Here is a 19,422-nt window from a genome sequence, read left to right on the forward strand (position 1 = left end):
TAAAAACTTTTCATGTTTGAGATTACTAATACTTAAGGAGGAAAAATCATGATACCAGAAAATTTACTCTATGCTAAAAGCCATGAATGGGCTAAAATAGAAGAAGACACAGCAACTATAGGTATTACTCACTTTGCACAGGAACAATTAGGAGATATTACTTTTATTGAGCTTCCAGAAATTGGTTCCACCTTAAATCAAGGAGATGAAATAGGAAGTATAGAATCAGTAAAAGCTGCAAGTGAAATTTACTCACCTGTAAGTGGCGAAGTAGTAGAAGTAAATACTCTTTTAGAAGAAGCTCCTGAAAAAATAAACGAAGATCCTTATGGAGAAGGATGGATTTGCAAAATAAAACTTTCCTCTCAACCAGAAGGACTTCTTACTGCTGATGAATATGCAAAATTGTTGGAAGAAGAAGAGCATTAATCCAAATAGCTTTAATTATAGGCAAAAATAATAAAAAAAAACAGATAAAAATAACACTCTAAAACAGAGGCCAAGAATATGCCATATATTCCACATACCCCTAAACAAGTTGAAGAGATGCTTGCCACTATTGGAGTAAAAAGCATCGATGATCTATTTGAAGTCATTCCACAAAATTTAAGGTGTAAAACCTTTAATCTCCCAAAAGGCAAATCAGAGCAGGAAGTATGCCGTTGTATTAAAGAGTTAGCATCAAAAAATAAACACAACTTAACTACCTTTTTAGGAGCAGGTTTCTATGATCACTATATCCCTGCAGCAGTAAAGCACATTTTAAGCCGATCTGAATTTTACACAGCTTATACTCCTTATCAGCCTGAGGCATCCCAAGGAGTCCTGCAAGCTATTTTTGAATATCAAACAGCAGTAGCAAGATTAATGGATATGGATTTTGCCAATGCTTCTCTTTATGACGGCGGGACTGCTATTTATGAAGCCATTATGATGGCAATAAGAATTACTAAACGAAAAAAAATAATTATTTGTGAGACAGTAAATCCCATTTATCGACAAATGCTAAAGTGCTATACTATAAACCTCCATCTAGAAATGATTACTATCCCGCACAAAAAAGGCAGTCCTGACTTTGAAAACCTCTCCAAAAACATTGACCAGAATACTGCTTGCGTCATTGTCCAAAATCCAAATTTCTTTGGAGAAATAAATGATTTTACAGAATTATTTCAAATAGCTCACAAACAAGGGGCATTAGGCATTATCTCTGTATATGCTCTTATGCAAAGCATCCTCAAAACGCCCGGAGAAATGGGAGCAGATATTGCTGTAGCAGAAGGACAATCTTTAGGTTTACCTTTGAACTTTGGAGGTCCTTATTTAGGTATAATGACCACCCAAAAAAAACATATTCGTCAAATGCCTGGTCGAATAGTGGGAAAAACTGTAGACAGAGAAGGGAAAACAGGTTTTGTTTTAACGCTTCAAGCCAGAGAACAACATATTAGACGAGAAAAAGCCACCTCTAATATCTGTTCGAATCAAGCATTATGTGCGTTTCAGGCTCTTTTATATATCTCATTACTAGGACCAGAAGGACTGAAGCGGGTAGCTGAATTATCTATAGAAAGAGCTCATTATGCTGCAAAAAGACTTACCGAGATTGATGGAATTACTCTTTTAAATAACAATCATTTTGCTAATGAATTTACTTTAACACTTCCTATACCTGCTTTTGAACTTATTAACTATCTTGCAGAAAAAAATTATGTACCAGGTTTCCCAATAGGAAGATATTATAAAAACATGGAAAACTGTCTTCTTTTAGCTTGTACAGAAAAAACTAGTGAAGAATCTATAGGTATATTGACTGAAATGATTAAAGCTTATTTAAAAAAACATAGTTAATGCTTAAAATAAATTTATTTTCTAGGAGCTAAAAATGCAAACTATATTTGACAAATCCATTTCAGGTAGAAAAGGAGTTTGGCCAGATAAACCCAAAACAAGTGTTACAGACCATATCTCTTCTACTCTTTTAAGAAAACAAAAACCTCTTTTACCTGAAGTAAGTGAATTGGATGTTATAAGGCACTATACCTTGCTTTCTAGAAAAAATTTTGGAGTAGATAGCAACTTTTATCCTCTGGGTTCTTGTACAATGAAATATAATCCTAAATTTATGGAAGAAATTGCCAATTTACCTGGATTTACAGATTTACACCCTTTAATTCCTCAACTCAAAACCGCAGGACTTTATACCCAAGGAGCATTAGAAGTACTTTATGAAACAGAGCAACTTTTATGTGAAATTACAGGAATGGATGCATTTACCTTACAACCTCTTGCAGGAGCCCACGGAGAACTTACTGGTGTAATGTTAATTGCCGCCTATCACAAACACAAAGGAAATAAGAAAACAAAAATAATTGTTCCAGATTCTGCCCATGGTACAAACCCAGCCTCAGCAGCAATTGCAGGATATAAGGTAGTGAGTATAAAATCTAAAAATGGCATCATTGATCCTAAAGCACTTAAAGAGGTCTTAGATGAAGAAGTGGCAGGCATTATGATGACCTGCCCAAATACTTTAGGGCTTTTCGAGACACATTTAGCTGAAATTGTCGAATTAATTCACTCTGTAGATGGACTACTTTACTATGATGGCGCTAACCTAAACGCTATTATGGGCAAAATGAAAGTAGGAGAAGTTGGTTTTGATGTTGTTCATCTCAACCTACACAAAACCTTTGCTACCCCTCATGGAGGAGGAGGACCTGGCTCAGGTCCTGTAGGAGTTAATAAAAAACTAGAACCTTTTTTGCCTATTTCCAGGGTTGTGAAACTAGAAGATGGACAATTTTATTTAAAATATGACTATCCTCTTTCTATAGGCTATGTGGCTCCTTTTTATGGTAATTTTGGAGTAATCTTAAAAGCATATGCCTATATTTTACGTTTAGGTAGAGAAGGACTTACTAGAGTATCTGAACATGCAGTTTTAGCAGCAAATTATTTACGCAAAAAATTAGAAAACTATCTAGAAATCCCCTACAATCGCACCTGTATGCATGAATTTGTTGCTTCAGCAGTAAAACAAGCCAAAAAAGGTGTCCGAGCTTTAGATATTGCTAAGGCTCTTTTGGATAAAGGACATCATGCACCAACTATTTATTTCCCCCTAATAGTAAAAGAATGTCTTATGATAGAGCCAACAGAAACAGAGAGCAAAGAAACACTAGATAAATTTGTAGATGACTTAATAGAAATTTTAGAAACCGCAGATCAACGGCCAGAATTATTACTTCAAGCGCCTAGTTATACTCCTGTTAACCGTTTAGATGAAGTTAAAGCCGCAAGACAAATGGAGTTAGTAGAACCATGTACGATGTAGTAATTATAGGAGCAGGTCCAGGAGGCTATCAAGCAGCCTTAGAGGCAGGAAAACAAGATTTAAAAACCGCTCTTATTGAAGAAAAAAAATTAGGCGGAACATGTTTAAATGTTGGCTGTATTCCTACTAAGTTATTTTTAGGTGCAACAGAGCCTATAGAAGAAATAAAATCCTTAACTCGTATTCGTTTGGGAAAAGGACATTTTGATTTATCCGTATCTGCTCTTTTAAAGCGAAAAAAAAATCTTATCTCTGCTACTCAAAAAGCTATTGCCCAAACTTTAAAAAAATTTAATATAGATATTTTTCAAGATAAAGGTATCTTTGAGAACAAAACAACTTTAAAACTACAAAAACAAAATATATCTCTCTCTTTTAAAAATGCCATTATTGCTACTGGAACATCAGAAAGAGTTATTCCTGGACTAGAGTTTGACGGTAATCTAATCTTATCTTCTTCCCAGATCTTAGAGTTAGAAGACATTCCTCCAACTCTGGCTATTATTGGCAGTGGACCAATTGGATTAGAACTTGGACAATATTTTAGTCGTCTTGGTTCAAAGATAATGCTTATAGAAGCCTTAGATAGACCAGCTCCTTTAGAAGATCCAGATATAAGTAAAGAAATTTTTAAACATTTAAAAAAAGAAAAATGGGAGTTATATTTTAAAAGTAAAGTAAAAAAAATTACTATTAAAGATAAAAGAGTATTTATACATTTAGAAAATGAAATTATTGAAGCTGATAAATGCCTTGTAGCCATTGGAAGACTTCCTAACACAAAAAACATTGGACTAGAAAAAATAGACATTGCTACTAATAAAGGCTTTATTCCTGTGGATAATTACTTAAAAGCAAGTAAGAATATTTTTGCTATTGGAGATGTAAATGGTAAGGCTATGCTTGCCCATGCAGCTGCAGACCAAGGAGAATATGTAATAAGGCTCATTGCAAACAAGGAAAACTCTCCTTACTTTCCCAAAACAATTCCCAGTTGCATTTATGGCTTTCCAGAAGTGATAAGTGTGGGTAAAAAAGAACTAGACCTTAAGGGACAAGAATATAATATAACTAAAGTTCCTCTTATTTCTAATCCTATTGCCCAGGCACATGGTTTAGGAAATGGTTTTATTAAAGTTATTTGGCAAAAAAAACAAGTGGTAGGCATAAGCGCAGTAGGATTTAGAGTATCTCATTTAATTACTTTGGCCACAATTATAGTAAACCAAAAATGGACTAAAGCCCAAGTAAGAGAGCATATTTTTGCTCATCCAACACTAGATGAAAGTCTAAAAGAAGCACTTTTACAATGATAAAAGGTAATTAGACAAAATCATAAATTCATGAAATATAATCTAGATAAAACAAAAGTATTGTTGCAATGAAAAGAGGACCTTTTAGAAACAAAAAGGATATTGTTTTAGCTTCTAAATCTCCAAGACGCCAAGAGCTTTTATCTCTTTTGGGAATTTGTTTTTATGTCCACCCTAGTAAGTTTAAGGAACCTAAACCTTTTAACATCTCTCCAAGTGATTACGCTCTCCTTTTGGCGAAAAAAAAAGCTGAAGAGGTTGCCCATACATTTCCACAAGCAGCAGTGCTAGGGGCAGATACCATTGTAGTAATAGGAGATAAAATTTTAGGTAAACCCAAAAATCAATCACAAGCCTTAGAATACCTTACCCTCTTACGAGGAAAAATTCATACAGTAATCACAGCAGTAGCCTTAATAGAAAAAAATACAGCTCATACTTTTTTTGTTCAAAGCAAAGTTAAAATAGCTAACTTTTCTTCATCTGTCTTAAAAAATTATATTGCAACACAAGAACCTTTGGACAAGGCAGGAGCTTATGCTGTTCAAGGTATAGGAGGTTTTTTAGTAGAAGAAATACAAGGCTCTTATACCAATGTAATTGGACTTCCTCTTACTGAAACAACAAAATTGTTAATAGAAAAACAAATTATTGTTCTCAACCAATAATACTTAAAAAATTCTATCATTTAAAAGATAAATACACCAATTTGCGAAATTTTTTCACTGATATATTCTGATATATTTTCATTAGATATAATAGACTATTTATTAAACCTTTTTTTAAATCTCTGCTATTTCATGTGTTAACTTCAATGGCTTAATCTCTTTTAATACACTTCTTTCTTTCTTTATTGCTCGGTAAAGATCCCATCTAAGCTGTAAGTTAAGCCAAAAATCTTCAGATGTACCCAAAAATTTAGCCAATCTTAGAGCAGTACTAGGTGTAATACCTCTTTTTCCATTTATAATTTCATTTATCCTTTGATATGGCACTTTTATGCCTTTAGAAAGCTCTTTTTGAGTTATACCCATAGGCTTCAAAAACTCTTCCAAAAGCATCTCTCCTGGATGAGTAGGTTCCCTATGCGTTGGTATTCTTACCATTTTTTACCCCTTGTGATAATCTATTATTTCTACTTCTGATGGCCCTTTGTCCTCCCATACAAAACAAATACGATATTGTTCGTTTATTCTAATGCTGTACTGTCCTCTTCTATTTCCTCTTAAGGCTTCTAGCTTGTTACCAGGAGGAATCAACAAATCTTCTATTGTTGCTACCGAATCAAGTTGATCTAATTTTCTTCTTGCTATTTTCCAAAGCTGTTCAGGACAAATTTTTCTAGCCTTTTTAGTGTCTTTTCCATTAAAAATATCTTCTGTGCCAATATTTTTAAACGACAATATCATATAAACTCAATATCACGGAATCCATGCTATTTCAAGTCTAGCTTCTGGTCATCCTTTGGCAGGCAATAAACAAACAAATACGAAAATCTTATATTTTTTCAGCTAAGTTGCGTACCATGGCTGATATTAAAATATCTCCTTAGTACGAGATGTTCTAAAAACGGTTGTGGGAAAGGGAAAGAAAAATATTTTTCTTTCCCTTTCCCACGAACTAGCAGCTATAAAATTACTTACTCTAAACAATGATCTATCAGATTACACTACTGTTTCTCTCTTTTACACATTAAATAGCTTCTTTTCCTTGTTCTCCAGTCCTAATACGAATGACTTCATCTACTGGTAAAATAAATATCTTCCCATCTCCCACTTTTCCTGTTCTAGCTATTTCTTGAGTAGTTTTTACTACTTCTTTCACTAAAGATTCATCCACTACTATTTCTATTTTCACCTTGGGCATAAAATCAACTTGATATTCTGCTCCTCTATAAACCTCTTTATGTCCCTTCTGCCTACCAAATCCTTTCACCTCACTTACTGTCATTCCCTTAACTCCTACTTGAGTCAAAGCTTCTTTAATTTCATCTAACTTATAGGGTCTAGTAATAATTTCTATTTTTTTCATTTTCCCTCCTTAATTGTTATAATCTACTCATATGCTCGTTCACTATGCTCACTAATGTCAAGGCCCATAACTTCTTGCTCTTCTCCTAATCTCATTGGCATGATAGCATCTATAACTTTAAATAATATCCAACTTATTCCAAAAGCATAAAGACCTACTGCTAAAACAGCCAAACATTGGGTTCCTAGTAATGAAGCATTACCATACAATAACCCATTTGCTCCACTGGGATTTATTTTTGTAGTAGCAAAAATTCCAACACACAAAGTCCCAATAAGACCACCTAAACCGTGAATACCCACAACATCTAAGCTATCATCATATCCAAATTTAGACTTAGCTAAAACTCCTAAATAGCAAATCGCTCCAGCTAAAATCCCAATTAAAATAGCACTATTCGGGCTAACAAAACCTGCACCTGGAGTAATAGTGGCTAAACCTGCAATTGCTCCTGAAGCAGCCCCCAATGTGGTGGGTTTTCCTGTATGTAACCACTCAATCAATATCCACATAGCCATACCTGCCATTCCTCCCAAATGAGTAGCTACAAAAGCACTAGCAGCTACTCCATTGGCAGCCAAAGCACTTCCAGCATTAAATCCAAACCATCCAAACCAAAGCAAACCTGTACCTAAAAGGGTCATAGGAAGGTTATGAGGAATAAAATTCTCTTTACCAAATCCTTTTCTAGGACCAAGCACCATCACCGCAGCTAAAGCAGCAGCCCCACAAGTAAGATGAACTACAAGCCCTCCTGCAAAGTCAAGAACTCCTTTAGCCTTTAACCATCCACCTGCTCCCCAAACCCAATGACAAACAGGATTGTAAACCAAAATAGCCCAAAGTAAACTAAAAATAAGAAATGGAGCAAAACGAACTCTTTCAGCAAAAGCACCAGTAATAAGAGCAGGAGTGATAATAGCAAACATACATTGATAAATCATAAATACTATCTGAGGGATTGTACTTGCATAATCTGGACTTGGAGACAATCCTACTCCTTTTAATCCAAACCAGGCCAAAGAACCTACAATCCCTTTAATATCTGGGCCAAAAGACATACTATATCCTAAATAAACCCATTCAAAACTAATTAAGGCAATAAGGATAAAACTCTGTAAAATCGTACCCAAAACATTCTTTTTTCTAACCATTCCACCATAAAACAAAGCCAATCCAGGGGTCATTAATAACACTAACCCAGCAGAAATTAAAATAAAGGCAGTGTCTGCACTGTTCATAGTTCCTCCTTAATTTTTTTAATTTCAATTGATTATCTTTAATCAATTCTTCCTACAACAAATATGCCTATTCTTATTTATTTGAAAAAATTATTTAATTACAATCAGTTATAATTAAAATTTTCTCTGAAAAATGTTGTTATTTGAATCTAAAAACTTACAATTTTGTAAATTTTAAATATTTTTTTACAAAATTGTAAAATTTAATAGCTTGCCCCTTTGCCAGAAAAAAAATACAGAGATTGAATTATGTTTAGAATTTACTATTATTTTTCTTCAGCAGGGCCATTAGGTTTTTCGCCCATTGCTCCAGGCACTGTAGGTTCTTTATTAAGTATTTTTTTTCTCTTTTTATTCCCAAACTTAACAATGGGCATTAAGCTTATAATATCGACCATTATTTTTGTATTAGGAGCAAAGGCAGCCTCAGAAGTAGAAAAAAAATTAAAAAAGCAAGACCCTTCTTTAGTGGTAATTGATGAAATTGGAGGACAATTATTAACTTTTCTTTTTATAACTAAACTAAACATATTAACTCTAGCAGAAGGATTTTTCATTTTTAGAGCCTTAGATATTTTAAAACCATGGCCAATTTCTTGGGCAGAGAAGCTCCCTGCTGGCATAGGTATTATGGCTGATGATTATGTAGCAGGACTTATAGGAAGCATTATTTTATTTGGTATGTATAATTTACTTTAAATGACTACTATATATTTTTTATCTATAATATTTGGTGCAGGATTTGTGCAAGGACTCACAGGCTTTGGTTCTGTGCTTATTTCTCTTCCTCTTCTTTCCTTTTTTTATCCTTTAAAAACCTTAATCCCTTTAATAAGTTTATTTGCTCTTATAATAAATTCAATGCTAATGTGGGATTTACGCAAAGTATTTTCCTTAAAAACAATCTTACCTCTATTTATACCTACATTAATAGGCTTACCTATTGGGGTATATCTTTTAAAAAATATCTCATCTTTTTATTTAGAGCTATCTCTTGGCATAATTTTATTTACTTATGCCCTCTATGGACTATTTATTAAACTTCCTCAAGTTAATTTACCTTCTTGGTGTAGTTGTATAGCAGGATTTTTAGCTGGGATATTAGGTGGAAGTCTAGGAACAAATGGACCACCTATTATAGTTTATACATCTCTTTTACCTCTAGATAAATCTAAATTAAAATTTGCTCTAACCGGATACTTTTTTTTTGCTGGATTGGGAATAAGTTCAATACATGCCTATTTTGGACTAATTACAAAAGACGTAATAAAACTTTTTAGTATTGGCATAATTCCTCTTATCCTAGGAGTAATATCTGGCATTTACTTTTATAAACGCTTATCAACTAAAAAATATAAACAGCTTGTATTTGTACTTTTATTAATAATAAGCATTGTTTTCAATTATAAAGGAATCAAGTATATCTTATTCAAGTAAAAATTTAAATAATTAAATTCTTTTGGGTTGATCTCAATAAAAATAAATATTTTTATTTAAACAAAAGGAGAAAATATGCCTCTTTTTGGTGCCCATATGTCTATTAGCGGAGGGCTGGAATACAGTATAAAAAGAATAAAGCAGGTTAAAGGAGAGGCTTTACAATTTTTTTCTAAAAATCAAAGACAATGGAAAATTCCTAAATTTACTTCTAAAGAAATAGAACTTTTTTTAAATGAATATACTAAATGGGGTAATTATCCTCTTATTATTCATACATCCTATCTGTTAAACTTAGCTAGCCCAGATAAAGACCTTTATCAAAAATCTATCCAAAATTTAATAGCAGAATTTAAGATAGCAACTCTATTAAATGTCTCTTATATTGTAACCCATCCAGGTAGTCATAGAGGAAAAGGGATAAAATTAGGGATTTCTCTATTGGCAAATGCCATTATTGAGGCATTTGAAAAAGTGCCAGAATTCAAAGGTATTTTACTTGTAGAAAACACATGTGGAGCTGGGAATTTATTAGGAGGCAATTTAGAGGAATTTGCACTTTTAAAAGAAAAACTTTTAGACATAAAAATAGGCTTTTGTTTAGATACAGCTCACCTCTTTGGCTTTGGATATGATTTTAGAACATCTCTTACATATCAAAAGTTAAAACAAAAAATTAAAAACTATTTAGATTTATCAAATGTTAAACTATGGCACCTCAATGACTCACTCTGCGATCTTGGAAGTAAAAAAGATAAACATTTTCATATTGGTCAAGGGACAATAGGGCTCAAGGCCTTTTCTTTTATTGTTCAGGATAAAGACTTTCAAAATCTTCCCATGATCATTGAAACCCCTAAAGACAAAACTTTATCTTCAGATAAAAAAAACTTACAAACCCTAAAACAACTAGCAAAACAAGTAAGGTCTAAATAACAAATTTATAAAAAATTGAATTAAACTAAAGAATTAGCAATAATGAAAAATTAGTATTACACTGCTTAAAATCAACAGACTAAATACAATAGTAATGCCCCAAGCAAAATTTAAAAAAGCAAACATTCTCTCTAAATGAATATTTTGAGGATAAACACCTTTTACTCCCAAAAGGGGCTTGTTTACAATTTTGTCAAAATAAATATTTTTACCTCCTAATTCTATTCCTAAAAGATAAGCCATGGCACTCATAGGCCAACCTGCATTAGGGCTTTGAAGTTGACTGGCTTCTTTTTGAACAACCTTAAGAGAAAAATAGTTTTCATTTATAATACCTACTAACCAAAAAACAAAAGCACTAAAACGGGCAGGAAAATATGCTAAACAATCATCTAGTTTTGCAGCAAAGAATCCAAGTTTATGATAATGTTTTACTTTATATCCCCACATAGAATCAAAAGTAGATACAACTTTATATACCCATAACCAGCTTGGACCTCCGATTAAAAAATAAAACCAAGGAGCTAAAAAACCATCATTAAAATTTTCTGACATAGTTTCAATCAGAGCTTTTTTTACTTCTAAAAAATCCATTTTAGAGGTATCTCTACTAACTAAATACCCAAGTTTTTCTCTAGCATCTTCCAAGTCTTCTCTTAAAATAGCATTAAAAACCTTTTTACCCTCTCTTAAAAGAGAGCCAAAAGCTAAACCAGCAAATCCCAAATAAATAAAAAATATCCATCCTACTCTTGGAATAGAAATTAAAAACTTTACCCCATAGTAAATCAAGACACTTAAACTAATCACTGAACTAAAACCCAAAAAATATGGATATTTATTAAATTTTAAAAAAAAACCTTCTAACCACCCAATTATCTTGCCAATTCCAACCACAGGATGAGGCCAACAGACAGGATCTTTTAAAAACAAGTCTAAAATACAAGCAATTATAACATAAGTCATATATTCTAACATATTATTTTAACTTTAGTTTAAAAAACTATATTTTAAAGATTAAATGTCAATACAATTTCATAATTTCTCATAAAAACAATGCACATCTTTTGCTCTAAAACCAATTTTTATTTTGTCTCCTTCTTTAACTATCATTTCTATTAAATCCTTTTTAGTCAAAAAAGATTTAAATTCTACTGAATCAACCTCTATAATAAATTCAAAATAAAAACCTTTTCTAAAAATTTTCTTAACTATTCCAGTAAAACAATTTTCTAAATGATTATTATTTCTATTATTTAACAAAAAAATAGCTTCTGGACGAATTGCAATATAATTCAAAAACTTTTGTTTTTGAATAGGTATCTTTATTTTTAAAGTATTATTTATAATAGCAACATCTTTTTTTATCTGAGCAGAAAAAATATTTTTTACTCCTACAAAATCTGCTACAAAACTAGAGTTCGGATGATTAAAAATTTGAGAAATAGTTCCTATTTGTTCTATTTGACCATTCCGAATAATAGCTCCTCTTTCAGCTAAATAAAGAACTTCAGAAAAATTATGAGAAACCATAATAAAAGTAATATTCAAATCTTTATGCAAATTTTTGAGAAGCTCTCTAATTTCTTCTTGAAAGTTAGGATCCAAGGCAGATAGAGGTTCATCTAATAAAATAGCCTTAGGGCGTAGAACCAATGCTCTAGCTAAAGCAACTCTTTGTCGTTCTCCACCACTTAACGTATTAGGAAAACGATTCAAAAGATGAGCTATGCCCAACTTTTGAATCAAAAAATCAAGTTCTTTAAGATTTTTCTTTTGTTTTTTATATCTAAAGCCAAACAAAATATTTTCTTTTACTGTTAAGTGAGGAAATAAGGCCGCATGTTGATAGACAATTCCAAGACCTCTTTTTTCTGGTGGCAAATAGGTGATATTTTTTTTATTTAAAAAGATATTTCCTTTGAATTGACAATTACTAGGAAAAACCCCCATTAAAGATTCTAAAAGAAGAGTTTTACCTGAACCAGTAGGACCAATAAGCGCAAAAAACTCTCCCTCTTGAACTTCTAAATTAATATTTTGAAGTAAAAAGTTAGAAAGAGTCAAAGAAAATTCAACGACTTTTAACATATCAAAGACACCAATGAATCTATTTATGATTCCCTTGTTTTTGGACTTAAAAAACGCATACTCACAAACAAAACTAAAGAAATAAAAATCAGCCAAACTGCCACAGGCTGAGAGTATTTAAGCCCATAAGCAGTAAACCTTTCATAAATCAAAACAGGGGCGGTCATAGGATGATAGGCTACTATAATCACGGCTCCAAACTCACTAATAGCCCTAGCCAAACACATTATCATGCCTGAAATAATATTTCTCCAAGCCAAAGGAAAAGTAATTCTAAAAAAAGCAGACCATGGCCCTGCTCCTAAACTTCTTGCCACATACTCTAATCTAGGAGATACAGATTCAAATCCATCTCTAGCGGTGTTTATATAAAAAGGTAAGCCAACAAAAGTAAGTACAGTAATAATGCCAGTATAAGTTCCCATTATTTGAATACCTAAAGACTGAAAAATTTGACCTAGCACTGTATTTCGAGAAGCCAATCCTAAAATAGCAATACCTATAACAGGATGAGGAATCATAATAGGAAGGTCTATAATACCTTGAACAATCTTTTTTCCCTTAAACTCTTTTCTAGCTAATAAATAGGCTAAAGGAGTTCCCAAAACAAAGGCTATCAAAGTCGCACTTAAAGAAGTCAAAATACTTCTCAAAAGAGCATTTAAAACTTCCTTATCTTGAATAGTTAAGGCCAGGTCTTTTAAACCTGGCCCTGTCAACATTTTACCTAAAGGTAAAACAATTAATAAAATCAAAGGGAAAGATAATAAAAACAAAAAATTATAAAAAAATTTATTTTTATATTGGTTCATTTTTTTAAATATTAAATAAAAAACAACTTCACTCTTTAAATAGAAAGTTATTAACTAATTTTTAACTTCAACCAACTTCTGCAACTTTTTAGGCAAATTATTTTTCATTTCCTCAGACGCTACTCTACATGGGATAAAAGGAGGTTGTCCCATTTCTTTTAAAATTTTAAGCCCACCTTTTGGATCGAGCATATAAGCTAAAAAAGCCTCTGCAGCTTCTTTGTTAGCAGCATTTTTCAAAATAGTAATTCCATAAGTACAAGATTTTCCTCTTTTAACCTTCCATGTGCCAGGTTTTTTACCTGTAACTTTAACTTCAGCCTGTTTATAAAATGAATCATATTTATAATTACCAAGATTTATATGGTCATCTAATTTTATATATTTTAAATTATGTTGAACCGCAACAGATAAATATTCCCAAGCATAATCCATATTTCCTGTATTTAACAGAGAAATAAGCTCTACAGATTTTGGACGAACATTTTCTATTGGTCTATTACCTAACAAACGTTGATACAAACCTGGTTTATTGTAAAATTTTTCTGCCAATTGCATAACCATAAGGGCTCTATAGCCGCATGGATCTAAATTTGGATCTGAATGCCCCCAAACAACTCCTTTTCTACATAAAATTTCATACCAATTCTTAGAATTAATTTCGTCTGCATATTTACTATGTTTTGTATAGCATAATACCAATTGATTAGATGCAAATCTAATATTCCAAGTGGCAAAATCTGGAACTAAAATATTATCAATTACTTTATAATCTGCAGAAGCCATAATATCCGCAGGTTTTCCTACATCTGCAATAAGACGAGCCATTTTTGTGCTTCCCCCAGCTTCTCTTAAAACATCTACATTAGGATACATCTTTTCAAATTCTTGTTCCATTTTGGCAAAAGGTACACTCAAACTCCCAGCATGAAAAATAATCAACTTCCCTCTAGGCTCTGCTTTGCTCACACTAGACACAAATATCAAAGCAAACCCTAAAATTACTCCTAAAAGTTTATCCATTGTCATTCCAACACCTCCCAAATTTTATGTCTTTTTAGATATATGCCGTTTTAGGCAAACAAGTCAACTAGGTTTCAATAAAGCAAAAAAATAAAAAACAAAGCTAATACTCATATTGACATTGGTTATACTTTAAAGCTAAATAAAATAGATATGGATATTCATATTATAGAACCAGATATCGCCTTACCCACTCTAAGGGCATTTATGGTAAAAATGACACTTTTTTCTTTTAAAGGACGAAAAGGAGTAGAGGTGCATCTTTATCGTTCTTTTTGGCCAAAAGAAGAAGAAAAAGACTTTTTATGGGAAAATATTTTAGAAGATACAGACTTACCTAAACCTAAATTACAAGATGCCAAAGATATTGTTTTAGAATCTTTTTTGCCTGAAGAAAGAGATATGCTAATAGATTATCTCAAATCTCGTTATGAATCTCGAATAAAAGAAATTATAAGCGCTCCTCTAGAGTTCCCCATTCCTTCTGGTCTTGTGCCTTTATGGAAAATGCCAGAGGATGAAAATTTTGGCCGTATTTACCTTGATAGAGCTCCTAATTACAGCTTACCTTTTAAGGTTAGAGGATTTTACGATTTAAATAGTGCTCCACCTTTAATGGATGAAAAATAGTTCTCTCCAAAATTTTTCTCCCCAAAAGATCCTTATTTGTCAGCTAAGGCAAATAGGTGATGTTTTACTCGCAACACCTGCAATAAAATTACTTGCTCAAAAATTCCCTCAAGCCAAAATATATTTTTATACAGAAAAAAAATGTGCACCTCTTCTGGAAAACAATCCCTACCTATATAAAATCATTTCTTTAGATAGAAAACAATTAAAAAATTTTTTAACTGAGCTTAAATTTTACCGTCAAATTGCCAAGCAAAACTTTGACCTAATTGTCGATTTTCAACAACTTCCTAGAATTAGATGGGTTATATTCTTTTCTAAGGCAAAAATAAAATTAACTTATACTCCGCCTTGGTACAATAAAATTCTTTATTCCCAGTGGGTAAATTCCTTACCAGGATATGCTGCTTATTGTAAGCTAAGTATTCTTCGCGCCTTAGATATTGATCCTCAGATAATTCCTCCCCAGGTTTATCTAAGAGAAAACGAAATATTGTCTGCCCAAAATTATTTAAAAAAATTAAAAGTGAAACCAGATAATCTCTTTTTAACTTTTGATCCAACTCATAGACGCAAAACTAGATGTTGGCCTAGTTCGCACTATATCCAACTAGGCCAACTAATAAAAAAACATCATCCTCAAACTAAAATTCTTTTACTCTATGGTCCAAAAGAAAGGAATTTTGTAGAACCAATTTATAAAAGTGATAAAAATCTTTTTATTCTACCAGACAAAGTACTTTCTTTAAGAGAAATGGCAGCAATAATCTCTTTGGCTAAAATGCATATAGGCAATTGCTCTGCTCCTAGACATATCGCCGTAGCTGTAAATACGCCGAGTTTTACTATTCTTGGAGCTACTAGTTCTGCATGGACATACCCTAAAGGCTATCATTATGACATAAAGTTAGGGCTTAAATGCCAACCCTGTAATAAAAATCACTGCGAACATATAAATTGTTTGGTGAATTTATCTCCTCAAACAGTTTGGAATGCCCTACAGCCCAAGCTCGACGCTCTTATTTTGCCAACAAAATAGCGTAGGATAAGACAAAGCGTGTTTTAATAATTTCTTATATTCATCCCGCCCTATTTCTTTAGCTCCAAAACGCAATACATGAGGAGAAGATTGCTGACAATCTAAAAAAATAAAGTCATTTTTTTGTAAAAATTTTAAAAGTCCCCACAAACCAACTTTAGAAGCATTATCTACTAAATGAAACATAGATTCCCCAAAAAAAGCCCTTCCTATAGATACACCGTATAATCCTCCAACCAATTTTCCATCTTTCCATACTTCCACAGAGTGGGCATATCCTAATTTATGAAGATTAGAGTAAGCTTCTATCATTTCTGGAACTAACCATGTTCCTTGCTCTTTTCTAAGCTCTGCACAACTAAAAATAACTTCAAAAAAATTTGCATCAAAGGAAATAGAAAAAATATTTTTTTTTAAAATTTTTTTAAGACTTTTAGAAATATGAAACTCAGATGGAAAAATAACAGGACGGGGAAAAGGAGCCCACCAAAGAATTGGAGTATCCTTTTCATACCACGGGAAAATACCCATAGAATAAGCTGAAATGAGTCTCTCTGGAGATAAATCTCCACCTATAGCTAGAAGACCATCTTTATCTGCAAATTCAATAGGTGGAAAAATAGGTTTTGAATTTAGATAAAACATATTTCATAGTTATTCCATTTTCCTTCTTGTAATCTTTTTTTACCCAATCCTTTTACACCACTCTCTTTACTACATCTTTTACAAGCTAATTTAATATATTTACTTTTTTTGATCTAAATTTAGTTTATCACTATCTCAATAAGCTACTTTCTCTTCTATTTTAAAGCGCAATTTTTTCCTTTTACTATTTAATGTTACAAAAACTTTTGTTCCTTTTTCTATTTCTTTGGTAAGTAATTTTTCTGCTAAAACATCTTTTAATTCTTGTTCAATAACCCTAGCTAAAGGTCTTGCACCAAAATTAGGATCATAACCTTTTTTCGCTAACCAAGATCTTGCACCTGAACTTAAAGTCAATTCTACTTGCTGAGATTTTAACTGTTGATTTAGTTCTTTTATATATTTCTCTACAATTTTCTCCATAATATCTTGAGAAAGACCATTAAAAGCAACTATAGCATCTAATCTGTTTCTAAACTCAGGACTAAACAAAGTTTCTATTTCCTTTAATCCTTTTTTAGCTTTATCCATTACCTTTTCAGGAGCAAAACCAATAGATCTAGCACTCATCTCTCTTGCTCCTGCGTTAGAGGTCATAAGTAAGATAACATGTCTAAAATCAGCTTCTCTTCCTGTATTATCTGTAAGCGTTGCATGATCCATAATTTGAAGTAAGATATTAAATATATCTGGATGCGCCTTCTCAATCTCATCTAGCAACAGCACACAGTGAGGATTTTTTCGTACTGCTTCTGTCAAAAGACCGCCTTGATCAAACCCTACATATCCAGGTGGAGCGCCAATAAGACGAGAAACCGCATGCTTTTCCATGTACTCACTCATATCAAAACGCAAAAATTTTATCCCTAACGTCAGTGCTAACTGACGGGCTAATTCAGTTTTTCCAACTCCTGTAGGGCCAATTAATAAAAAAGAACCTACAGGCTTTTGAGGATCTCTAAGCCCTGCCCTAGCTCTTCTAATAGCTTTGGCTAAAGTATATATAGCCTCATCTTGCCCAAAAATTACTGTTTTTAGTTCTTGTTCCAAACTAAGCAGTTTTTCTCTATCACTAACTGTTACTTGTTTAGAAGGAATTTTAGCAATACTTGCTACTACCTTTTCTATATCCTTTGGAGTAACTGTCTTTTTCCCTTTAGGAGCTCCTTCTAAAACAAATACAGCCCCTGCTTCATCAATCACATCAATAGCTTTATCAGGCAAATATCTATCCCGTATATATCTAGCAGAAAGTTCTACTGCTGTTAGAAGGGCCTTGGTTTGATATTTTACTCGATGATACTTCTCATAATACGGCTTTAAACCTTTCAATATCTTCACTGTATCTTCGATACTAGGCTCACTTAATTCTATTTTTTGAAAACGACGAGAAAGGGCTCTATCCTTTTCAAAATAATTTTTATACTCCTCATACGTAGTAGACCCAATACATCTAATCTCTCCCGAAGCTAATACAGGCTTTAAGATATTAGAAGCATCTAAAGAACCACCACTAGTTGCACCTGCTCCTACTACTGTATGGATCTCATCAATAAATAAAATAGCATTATCCATTGCCTTTAATTCTTTTATTACTCCTTTTAATCTTGCTTCAAAGTCACCTCTAAATTTTGTTCCAGCTACTAATGCTCCCATATCTAAAGCATAAAGCTTAGTATTTCTAAATTGTGCTGGTATATCTCCATTAGCTATCTTTAAAGCTAAGCCTTCGGCCATTGCTGTTTTCCCAACTCCAGGCTCTCCAACAAAAATAGGATTATTTTTTCTTCTCCTGAGTAAAACTTGAATAGTACGTCTTAGTTCTTTCTCCCGACCAATTAAAGGATCTATTTTCCCTTGTCTTGCCTTTTCTACTAAATCAATAGTGAACTTTTCTACAAAACCTTGTTTTTTTTGTTCCTGTTTACCCCCCCGCGAGCATTCAGGACAACTATTTCCAGGGCTATCTTTTTCCATTTCATGAGAAATATAGTCTAGTAAATCTAACCGAGTTATTCCTTGAGTTCTTAAAAAATAAGTAGCATGGGCTTCAGGTTCCTCAAAAAAGGCAACTAACAAGTCTCCTGCTTGGACCATATTCTTACCAGCAGATTGAGCATGCATAATAGCCCTTTGAATAACACGCTGCACTCCTATTGTCTGAATAATCTCCCGCTCCCAGCTACTTGGCAAAACATCTAAATTTTCCACAAAATATTCTTCCAACAATCGTCTCAATTCCTTTATATCAGCTCCCATATCTTCTAAAATTTGACGTCCTTTTTTATCAATTGTATAAGCAAATAAAATATGTTCCAAGGTCAAAAATTCATGTTGTCTTCTTTTGACCTCTTGTACTGCAATTGCAATAATTCTTTCAAGCTCTCTACTTAACACTTTACACCTCTTCTAAAGTACATTTTAAGGGAAATCCCCTGGACCTTGCCATTTGCTTAACTAAAAACACCTTTGTTTCTGCTATTTCCAGCGGATATATGCCACAAACACCTATCCCTTCTGTGTGAACTTTCATCATAATAGCATAAGCCTCTGCCTTATCTTTATGAAAAATCTTTTGTAAAACTTCAACTACAAAGTCCATAGTGGTATAATCATCATTATGAAGTAATACCTTATAATACTTAGGTTCTTCTATATTATCTTCAACCAAATCTGCTAATTCAAAATCAGAAGAAAATTTCTCACTCATGTAAAAAATGTTAACCTTTTGTTTTAAAAAGTCAATGTGAAGAAGCCTGTAATTAAAACTCTCTTTCAAAACATAACTTCACATATTGACCTTTACTAAATAAACACCTAACTTTTACCTAGAATCAATACCAAAGGACAAAACCATGCAAAAACTTCCCATTGGTGAAAGCGATTT

21 protein-coding genes are annotated in these 19,422 nt (G+C 32.7%); 10 read left to right on the top strand and 11 right to left on the bottom strand.

What is annotated here, in order from left to right; genetic code table 11:
• The first annotated feature begins 48 nt into the window (after window positions 1-48).
• The 5 genes from gcvH (at window position 49) to BLP60_RS09090 (ending at window position 5,318) form a co-directional block, all read left to right on the top strand.
• Complete coding sequence (gene gcvH, locus BLP60_RS09070) at window positions 49-429, top strand: glycine cleavage system protein GcvH (protein WP_092066205.1); 381 nt, start codon at window positions 49-51, stop codon at window positions 427-429.
• A gap of 78 nt (window positions 430-507) precedes the next feature.
• Window positions 508-1,851, top strand: a complete 1,344-nt coding sequence (gene gcvPA, locus BLP60_RS09075) for an aminomethyl-transferring glycine dehydrogenase subunit GcvPA (protein ID WP_092066207.1) — start codon at window positions 508-510, stop codon at window positions 1,849-1,851.
• 34 nt (window positions 1,852-1,885) lie between these two features.
• Window positions 1,886-3,337 carry an aminomethyl-transferring glycine dehydrogenase subunit GcvPB gene (gcvPB, locus tag BLP60_RS09080; protein ID WP_092066209.1) on the top strand — a complete coding sequence of 484 codons (1,452 nt, stop codon included), beginning with the start codon at window positions 1,886-1,888 and terminating at the stop codon, window positions 3,335-3,337.
• On the top strand, window positions 3,325-4,650 hold the full coding sequence (lpdA, locus tag BLP60_RS09085) for a dihydrolipoyl dehydrogenase (protein ID WP_092066211.1): 1,326 nt from the start codon (window positions 3,325-3,327) through the stop codon (window positions 4,648-4,650). The genes gcvPB and lpdA overlap by 13 nt, the downstream gene beginning before the upstream one ends.
• Before the next feature lie 68 nt (window positions 4,651-4,718).
• Window positions 4,719-5,318, top strand: a complete 600-nt coding sequence (locus tag BLP60_RS09090; RefSeq protein ID WP_092066213.1) for a Maf family protein — start codon at window positions 4,719-4,721, stop codon at window positions 5,316-5,318.
• A 114-nt stretch (window positions 5,319-5,432) separates the two neighbouring features.
• Here BLP60_RS09090 and BLP60_RS09095 read toward each other — a convergent pair whose 3' ends face one another.
• The 4 genes from BLP60_RS09095 to BLP60_RS09110 form a co-directional block, all read right to left on the bottom strand.
• A complete protein-coding gene (locus BLP60_RS09095) occupies window positions 5,433-5,756 on the bottom strand; it encodes a HigA family addiction module antitoxin (protein ID WP_092066215.1) in 324 nt (107 codons plus the stop codon).
• A 3-nt stretch (window positions 5,757-5,759) separates the two neighbouring features.
• Entirely contained in the window at window positions 5,760-6,059 is a 300-nt protein-coding gene (locus BLP60_RS09100; RefSeq protein ID WP_092066217.1) for a type II toxin-antitoxin system RelE/ParE family toxin, read from the bottom strand.
• 283 nt (window positions 6,060-6,342) lie between these two features.
• Window positions 6,343-6,681 (bottom strand): P-II family nitrogen regulator, encoded by a 339-nt coding sequence (locus tag BLP60_RS09105; protein ID WP_092066219.1) that lies wholly within the window; start codon window positions 6,679-6,681, stop codon window positions 6,343-6,345.
• Between the two features lie 23 nt (window positions 6,682-6,704).
• Window positions 6,705-7,922 (bottom strand): ammonium transporter, encoded by a 1,218-nt coding sequence (locus BLP60_RS09110; RefSeq protein ID WP_092066221.1) that lies wholly within the window; start codon window positions 7,920-7,922, stop codon window positions 6,705-6,707.
• A gap of 249 nt (window positions 7,923-8,171) precedes the next feature.
• On the opposite strand from BLP60_RS09110, the gene BLP60_RS09115 reads away from it, so the two are divergent.
• The 3 genes from BLP60_RS09115 to BLP60_RS09125 all read left to right on the top strand — a co-directional run bounded on the left by BLP60_RS09115 (window position 8,172) and on the right by BLP60_RS09125 (window position 10,295).
• Window positions 8,172-8,621 (top strand): phosphatidylglycerophosphatase A family protein, encoded by a 450-nt coding sequence (locus tag BLP60_RS09115; protein ID WP_092066223.1) that lies wholly within the window; start codon window positions 8,172-8,174, stop codon window positions 8,619-8,621.
• A complete protein-coding gene (locus BLP60_RS09120; RefSeq protein ID WP_092066225.1) occupies window positions 8,622-9,359 on the top strand; it encodes a sulfite exporter TauE/SafE family protein in 738 nt (245 codons plus the stop codon).
• A 75-nt stretch (window positions 9,360-9,434) separates the two neighbouring features.
• Window positions 9,435-10,295: a deoxyribonuclease IV gene (locus tag BLP60_RS09125; protein ID WP_092066227.1), complete on the top strand. Its 861-nt coding sequence runs from the start codon at window positions 9,435-9,437 to the stop codon at window positions 10,293-10,295.
• A gap of 33 nt (window positions 10,296-10,328) precedes the next feature.
• Here BLP60_RS09125 and cbiB read toward each other — a convergent pair whose 3' ends face one another.
• The 4 genes from cbiB to wtpA form a co-directional block, all read right to left on the bottom strand.
• On the bottom strand, window positions 10,329-11,273 hold the full coding sequence (gene cbiB, locus BLP60_RS09130; RefSeq protein WP_092066229.1) for an adenosylcobinamide-phosphate synthase CbiB: 945 nt from the start codon (window positions 11,271-11,273) through the stop codon (window positions 10,329-10,331).
• Between the two features lie 57 nt (window positions 11,274-11,330).
• Window positions 11,331-12,386 carry an ABC transporter ATP-binding protein gene (locus BLP60_RS09135; protein WP_092066231.1) on the bottom strand — a complete coding sequence of 352 codons (1,056 nt, stop codon included), beginning with the start codon at window positions 12,384-12,386 and terminating at the stop codon, window positions 11,331-11,333.
• 23 nt (window positions 12,387-12,409) lie between these two features.
• A complete protein-coding gene (locus BLP60_RS09140) occupies window positions 12,410-13,108 on the bottom strand; it encodes an ABC transporter permease (protein ID WP_234970986.1) in 699 nt (232 codons plus the stop codon).
• A 144-nt stretch (window positions 13,109-13,252) separates the two neighbouring features.
• The gene (gene wtpA, locus BLP60_RS09145) at window positions 13,253-14,221 is read right to left on the bottom strand and encodes a tungstate ABC transporter substrate-binding protein WtpA (protein ID WP_353640743.1); all 969 of its coding nucleotides are present in this window, start codon (window positions 14,219-14,221) and stop codon (window positions 13,253-13,255) included.
• A 153-nt stretch (window positions 14,222-14,374) separates the two neighbouring features.
• Between wtpA and BLP60_RS09150 the strand changes: the two genes are divergently transcribed.
• Together BLP60_RS09150 and BLP60_RS09155 are read left to right on the top strand one after the other, a co-directional pair.
• The gene (locus BLP60_RS09150) at window positions 14,375-14,851 is read left to right on the top strand and encodes a hypothetical protein (protein WP_143338930.1); all 477 of its coding nucleotides are present in this window, start codon (window positions 14,375-14,377) and stop codon (window positions 14,849-14,851) included.
• A complete protein-coding gene (locus tag BLP60_RS09155) occupies window positions 14,841-15,890 on the top strand; it encodes a glycosyltransferase family 9 protein (RefSeq protein ID WP_092066239.1) in 1,050 nt (349 codons plus the stop codon). The genes BLP60_RS09150 and BLP60_RS09155 overlap by 11 nt, the downstream gene beginning before the upstream one ends.
• Here BLP60_RS09155 and aat read toward each other — a convergent pair.
• From aat to clpS, 3 genes are all read right to left on the bottom strand, one after another.
• Complete coding sequence (gene aat / locus BLP60_RS09160) at window positions 15,849-16,535, bottom strand: leucyl/phenylalanyl-tRNA--protein transferase (protein ID WP_092066241.1); 687 nt, start codon at window positions 16,533-16,535, stop codon at window positions 15,849-15,851. The two genes, BLP60_RS09155 and aat, sit on opposite strands and share 42 nt — an antisense overlap.
• Before the next feature lie 135 nt (window positions 16,536-16,670).
• Window positions 16,671-18,932, bottom strand: a complete 2,262-nt coding sequence (gene clpA, locus BLP60_RS09165) for an ATP-dependent Clp protease ATP-binding subunit ClpA (RefSeq protein ID WP_092066243.1) — start codon at window positions 18,930-18,932, stop codon at window positions 16,671-16,673.
• A 1-nt stretch (window position 18,933) separates the two neighbouring features.
• The gene (gene clpS / locus BLP60_RS09170) at window positions 18,934-19,245 is read right to left on the bottom strand and encodes an ATP-dependent Clp protease adapter ClpS (protein WP_092066245.1); all 312 of its coding nucleotides are present in this window, start codon (window positions 19,243-19,245) and stop codon (window positions 18,934-18,936) included.
• Window positions 19,246-19,422: the final 177 nt, after the last annotated feature.

Source organism: Desulfonauticus submarinus, from assembly GCF_900104045.1.
Taxonomy (GTDB): Bacteria; Desulfobacterota; Desulfovibrionia; order Desulfovibrionales; family Desulfonatronovibrionaceae; genus Desulfonauticus; species Desulfonauticus submarinus.

Coding starts and splice junctions, on each gene's coding strand:
- BLP60_RS09150 (WP_143338930.1), top strand. CDS start 14,375: ATGGATATTCATATTATAGAACCAGATATCGCCTTACCCACTCTAAGG.
- BLP60_RS09135 (WP_092066231.1), bottom strand. CDS start 12,386: ATGTTAAAAGTCGTTGAATTTTCTTTGACTCTTTCTAACTTTTTACTT.
- BLP60_RS09125 (WP_092066227.1), top strand. CDS start 9,435: ATGCCTCTTTTTGGTGCCCATATGTCTATTAGCGGAGGGCTGGAATAC.
- gcvPA (WP_092066207.1), top strand. CDS start 508: ATGCCATATATTCCACATACCCCTAAACAAGTTGAAGAGATGCTTGCC.
- BLP60_RS09140 (WP_234970986.1), bottom strand. CDS start 13,108: ATGTTGACAGGGCCAGGTTTAAAAGACCTGGCCTTAACTATTCAAGAT.
- gcvPB (WP_092066209.1), top strand. CDS start 1,886: ATGCAAACTATATTTGACAAATCCATTTCAGGTAGAAAAGGAGTTTGG.
- BLP60_RS09120 (WP_092066225.1), top strand. CDS start 8,622: ATGACTACTATATATTTTTTATCTATAATATTTGGTGCAGGATTTGTG.
- gcvH (WP_092066205.1), top strand. CDS start 49: ATGATACCAGAAAATTTACTCTATGCTAAAAGCCATGAATGGGCTAAA.
- lpdA (WP_092066211.1), top strand. CDS start 3,325: ATGTACGATGTAGTAATTATAGGAGCAGGTCCAGGAGGCTATCAAGCA.
- BLP60_RS09155 (WP_092066239.1), top strand. CDS start 14,841: ATGAAAAATAGTTCTCTCCAAAATTTTTCTCCCCAAAAGATCCTTATT.
- BLP60_RS09095 (WP_092066215.1), bottom strand. CDS start 5,756: ATGGTAAGAATACCAACGCATAGGGAACCTACTCATCCAGGAGAGATG.
- clpS (WP_092066245.1), bottom strand. CDS start 19,245: ATGAGTGAGAAATTTTCTTCTGATTTTGAATTAGCAGATTTGGTTGAA.
- BLP60_RS09110 (WP_092066221.1), bottom strand. CDS start 7,922: ATGAACAGTGCAGACACTGCCTTTATTTTAATTTCTGCTGGGTTAGTG.
- aat (WP_092066241.1), bottom strand. CDS start 16,535: ATGTTTTATCTAAATTCAAAACCTATTTTTCCACCTATTGAATTTGCA.
- cbiB (WP_092066229.1), bottom strand. CDS start 11,273: ATGTTAGAATATATGACTTATGTTATAATTGCTTGTATTTTAGACTTG.
- BLP60_RS09090 (WP_092066213.1), top strand. CDS start 4,719: ATGAAAAGAGGACCTTTTAGAAACAAAAAGGATATTGTTTTAGCTTCT.
- BLP60_RS09115 (WP_092066223.1), top strand. CDS start 8,172: ATGTTTAGAATTTACTATTATTTTTCTTCAGCAGGGCCATTAGGTTTT.
- BLP60_RS09105 (WP_092066219.1), bottom strand. CDS start 6,681: ATGAAAAAAATAGAAATTATTACTAGACCCTATAAGTTAGATGAAATT.
- wtpA (WP_353640743.1), bottom strand. CDS start 14,221: ATGGATAAACTTTTAGGAGTAATTTTAGGGTTTGCTTTGATATTTGTG.
- BLP60_RS09100 (WP_092066217.1), bottom strand. CDS start 6,059: ATGATATTGTCGTTTAAAAATATTGGCACAGAAGATATTTTTAATGGA.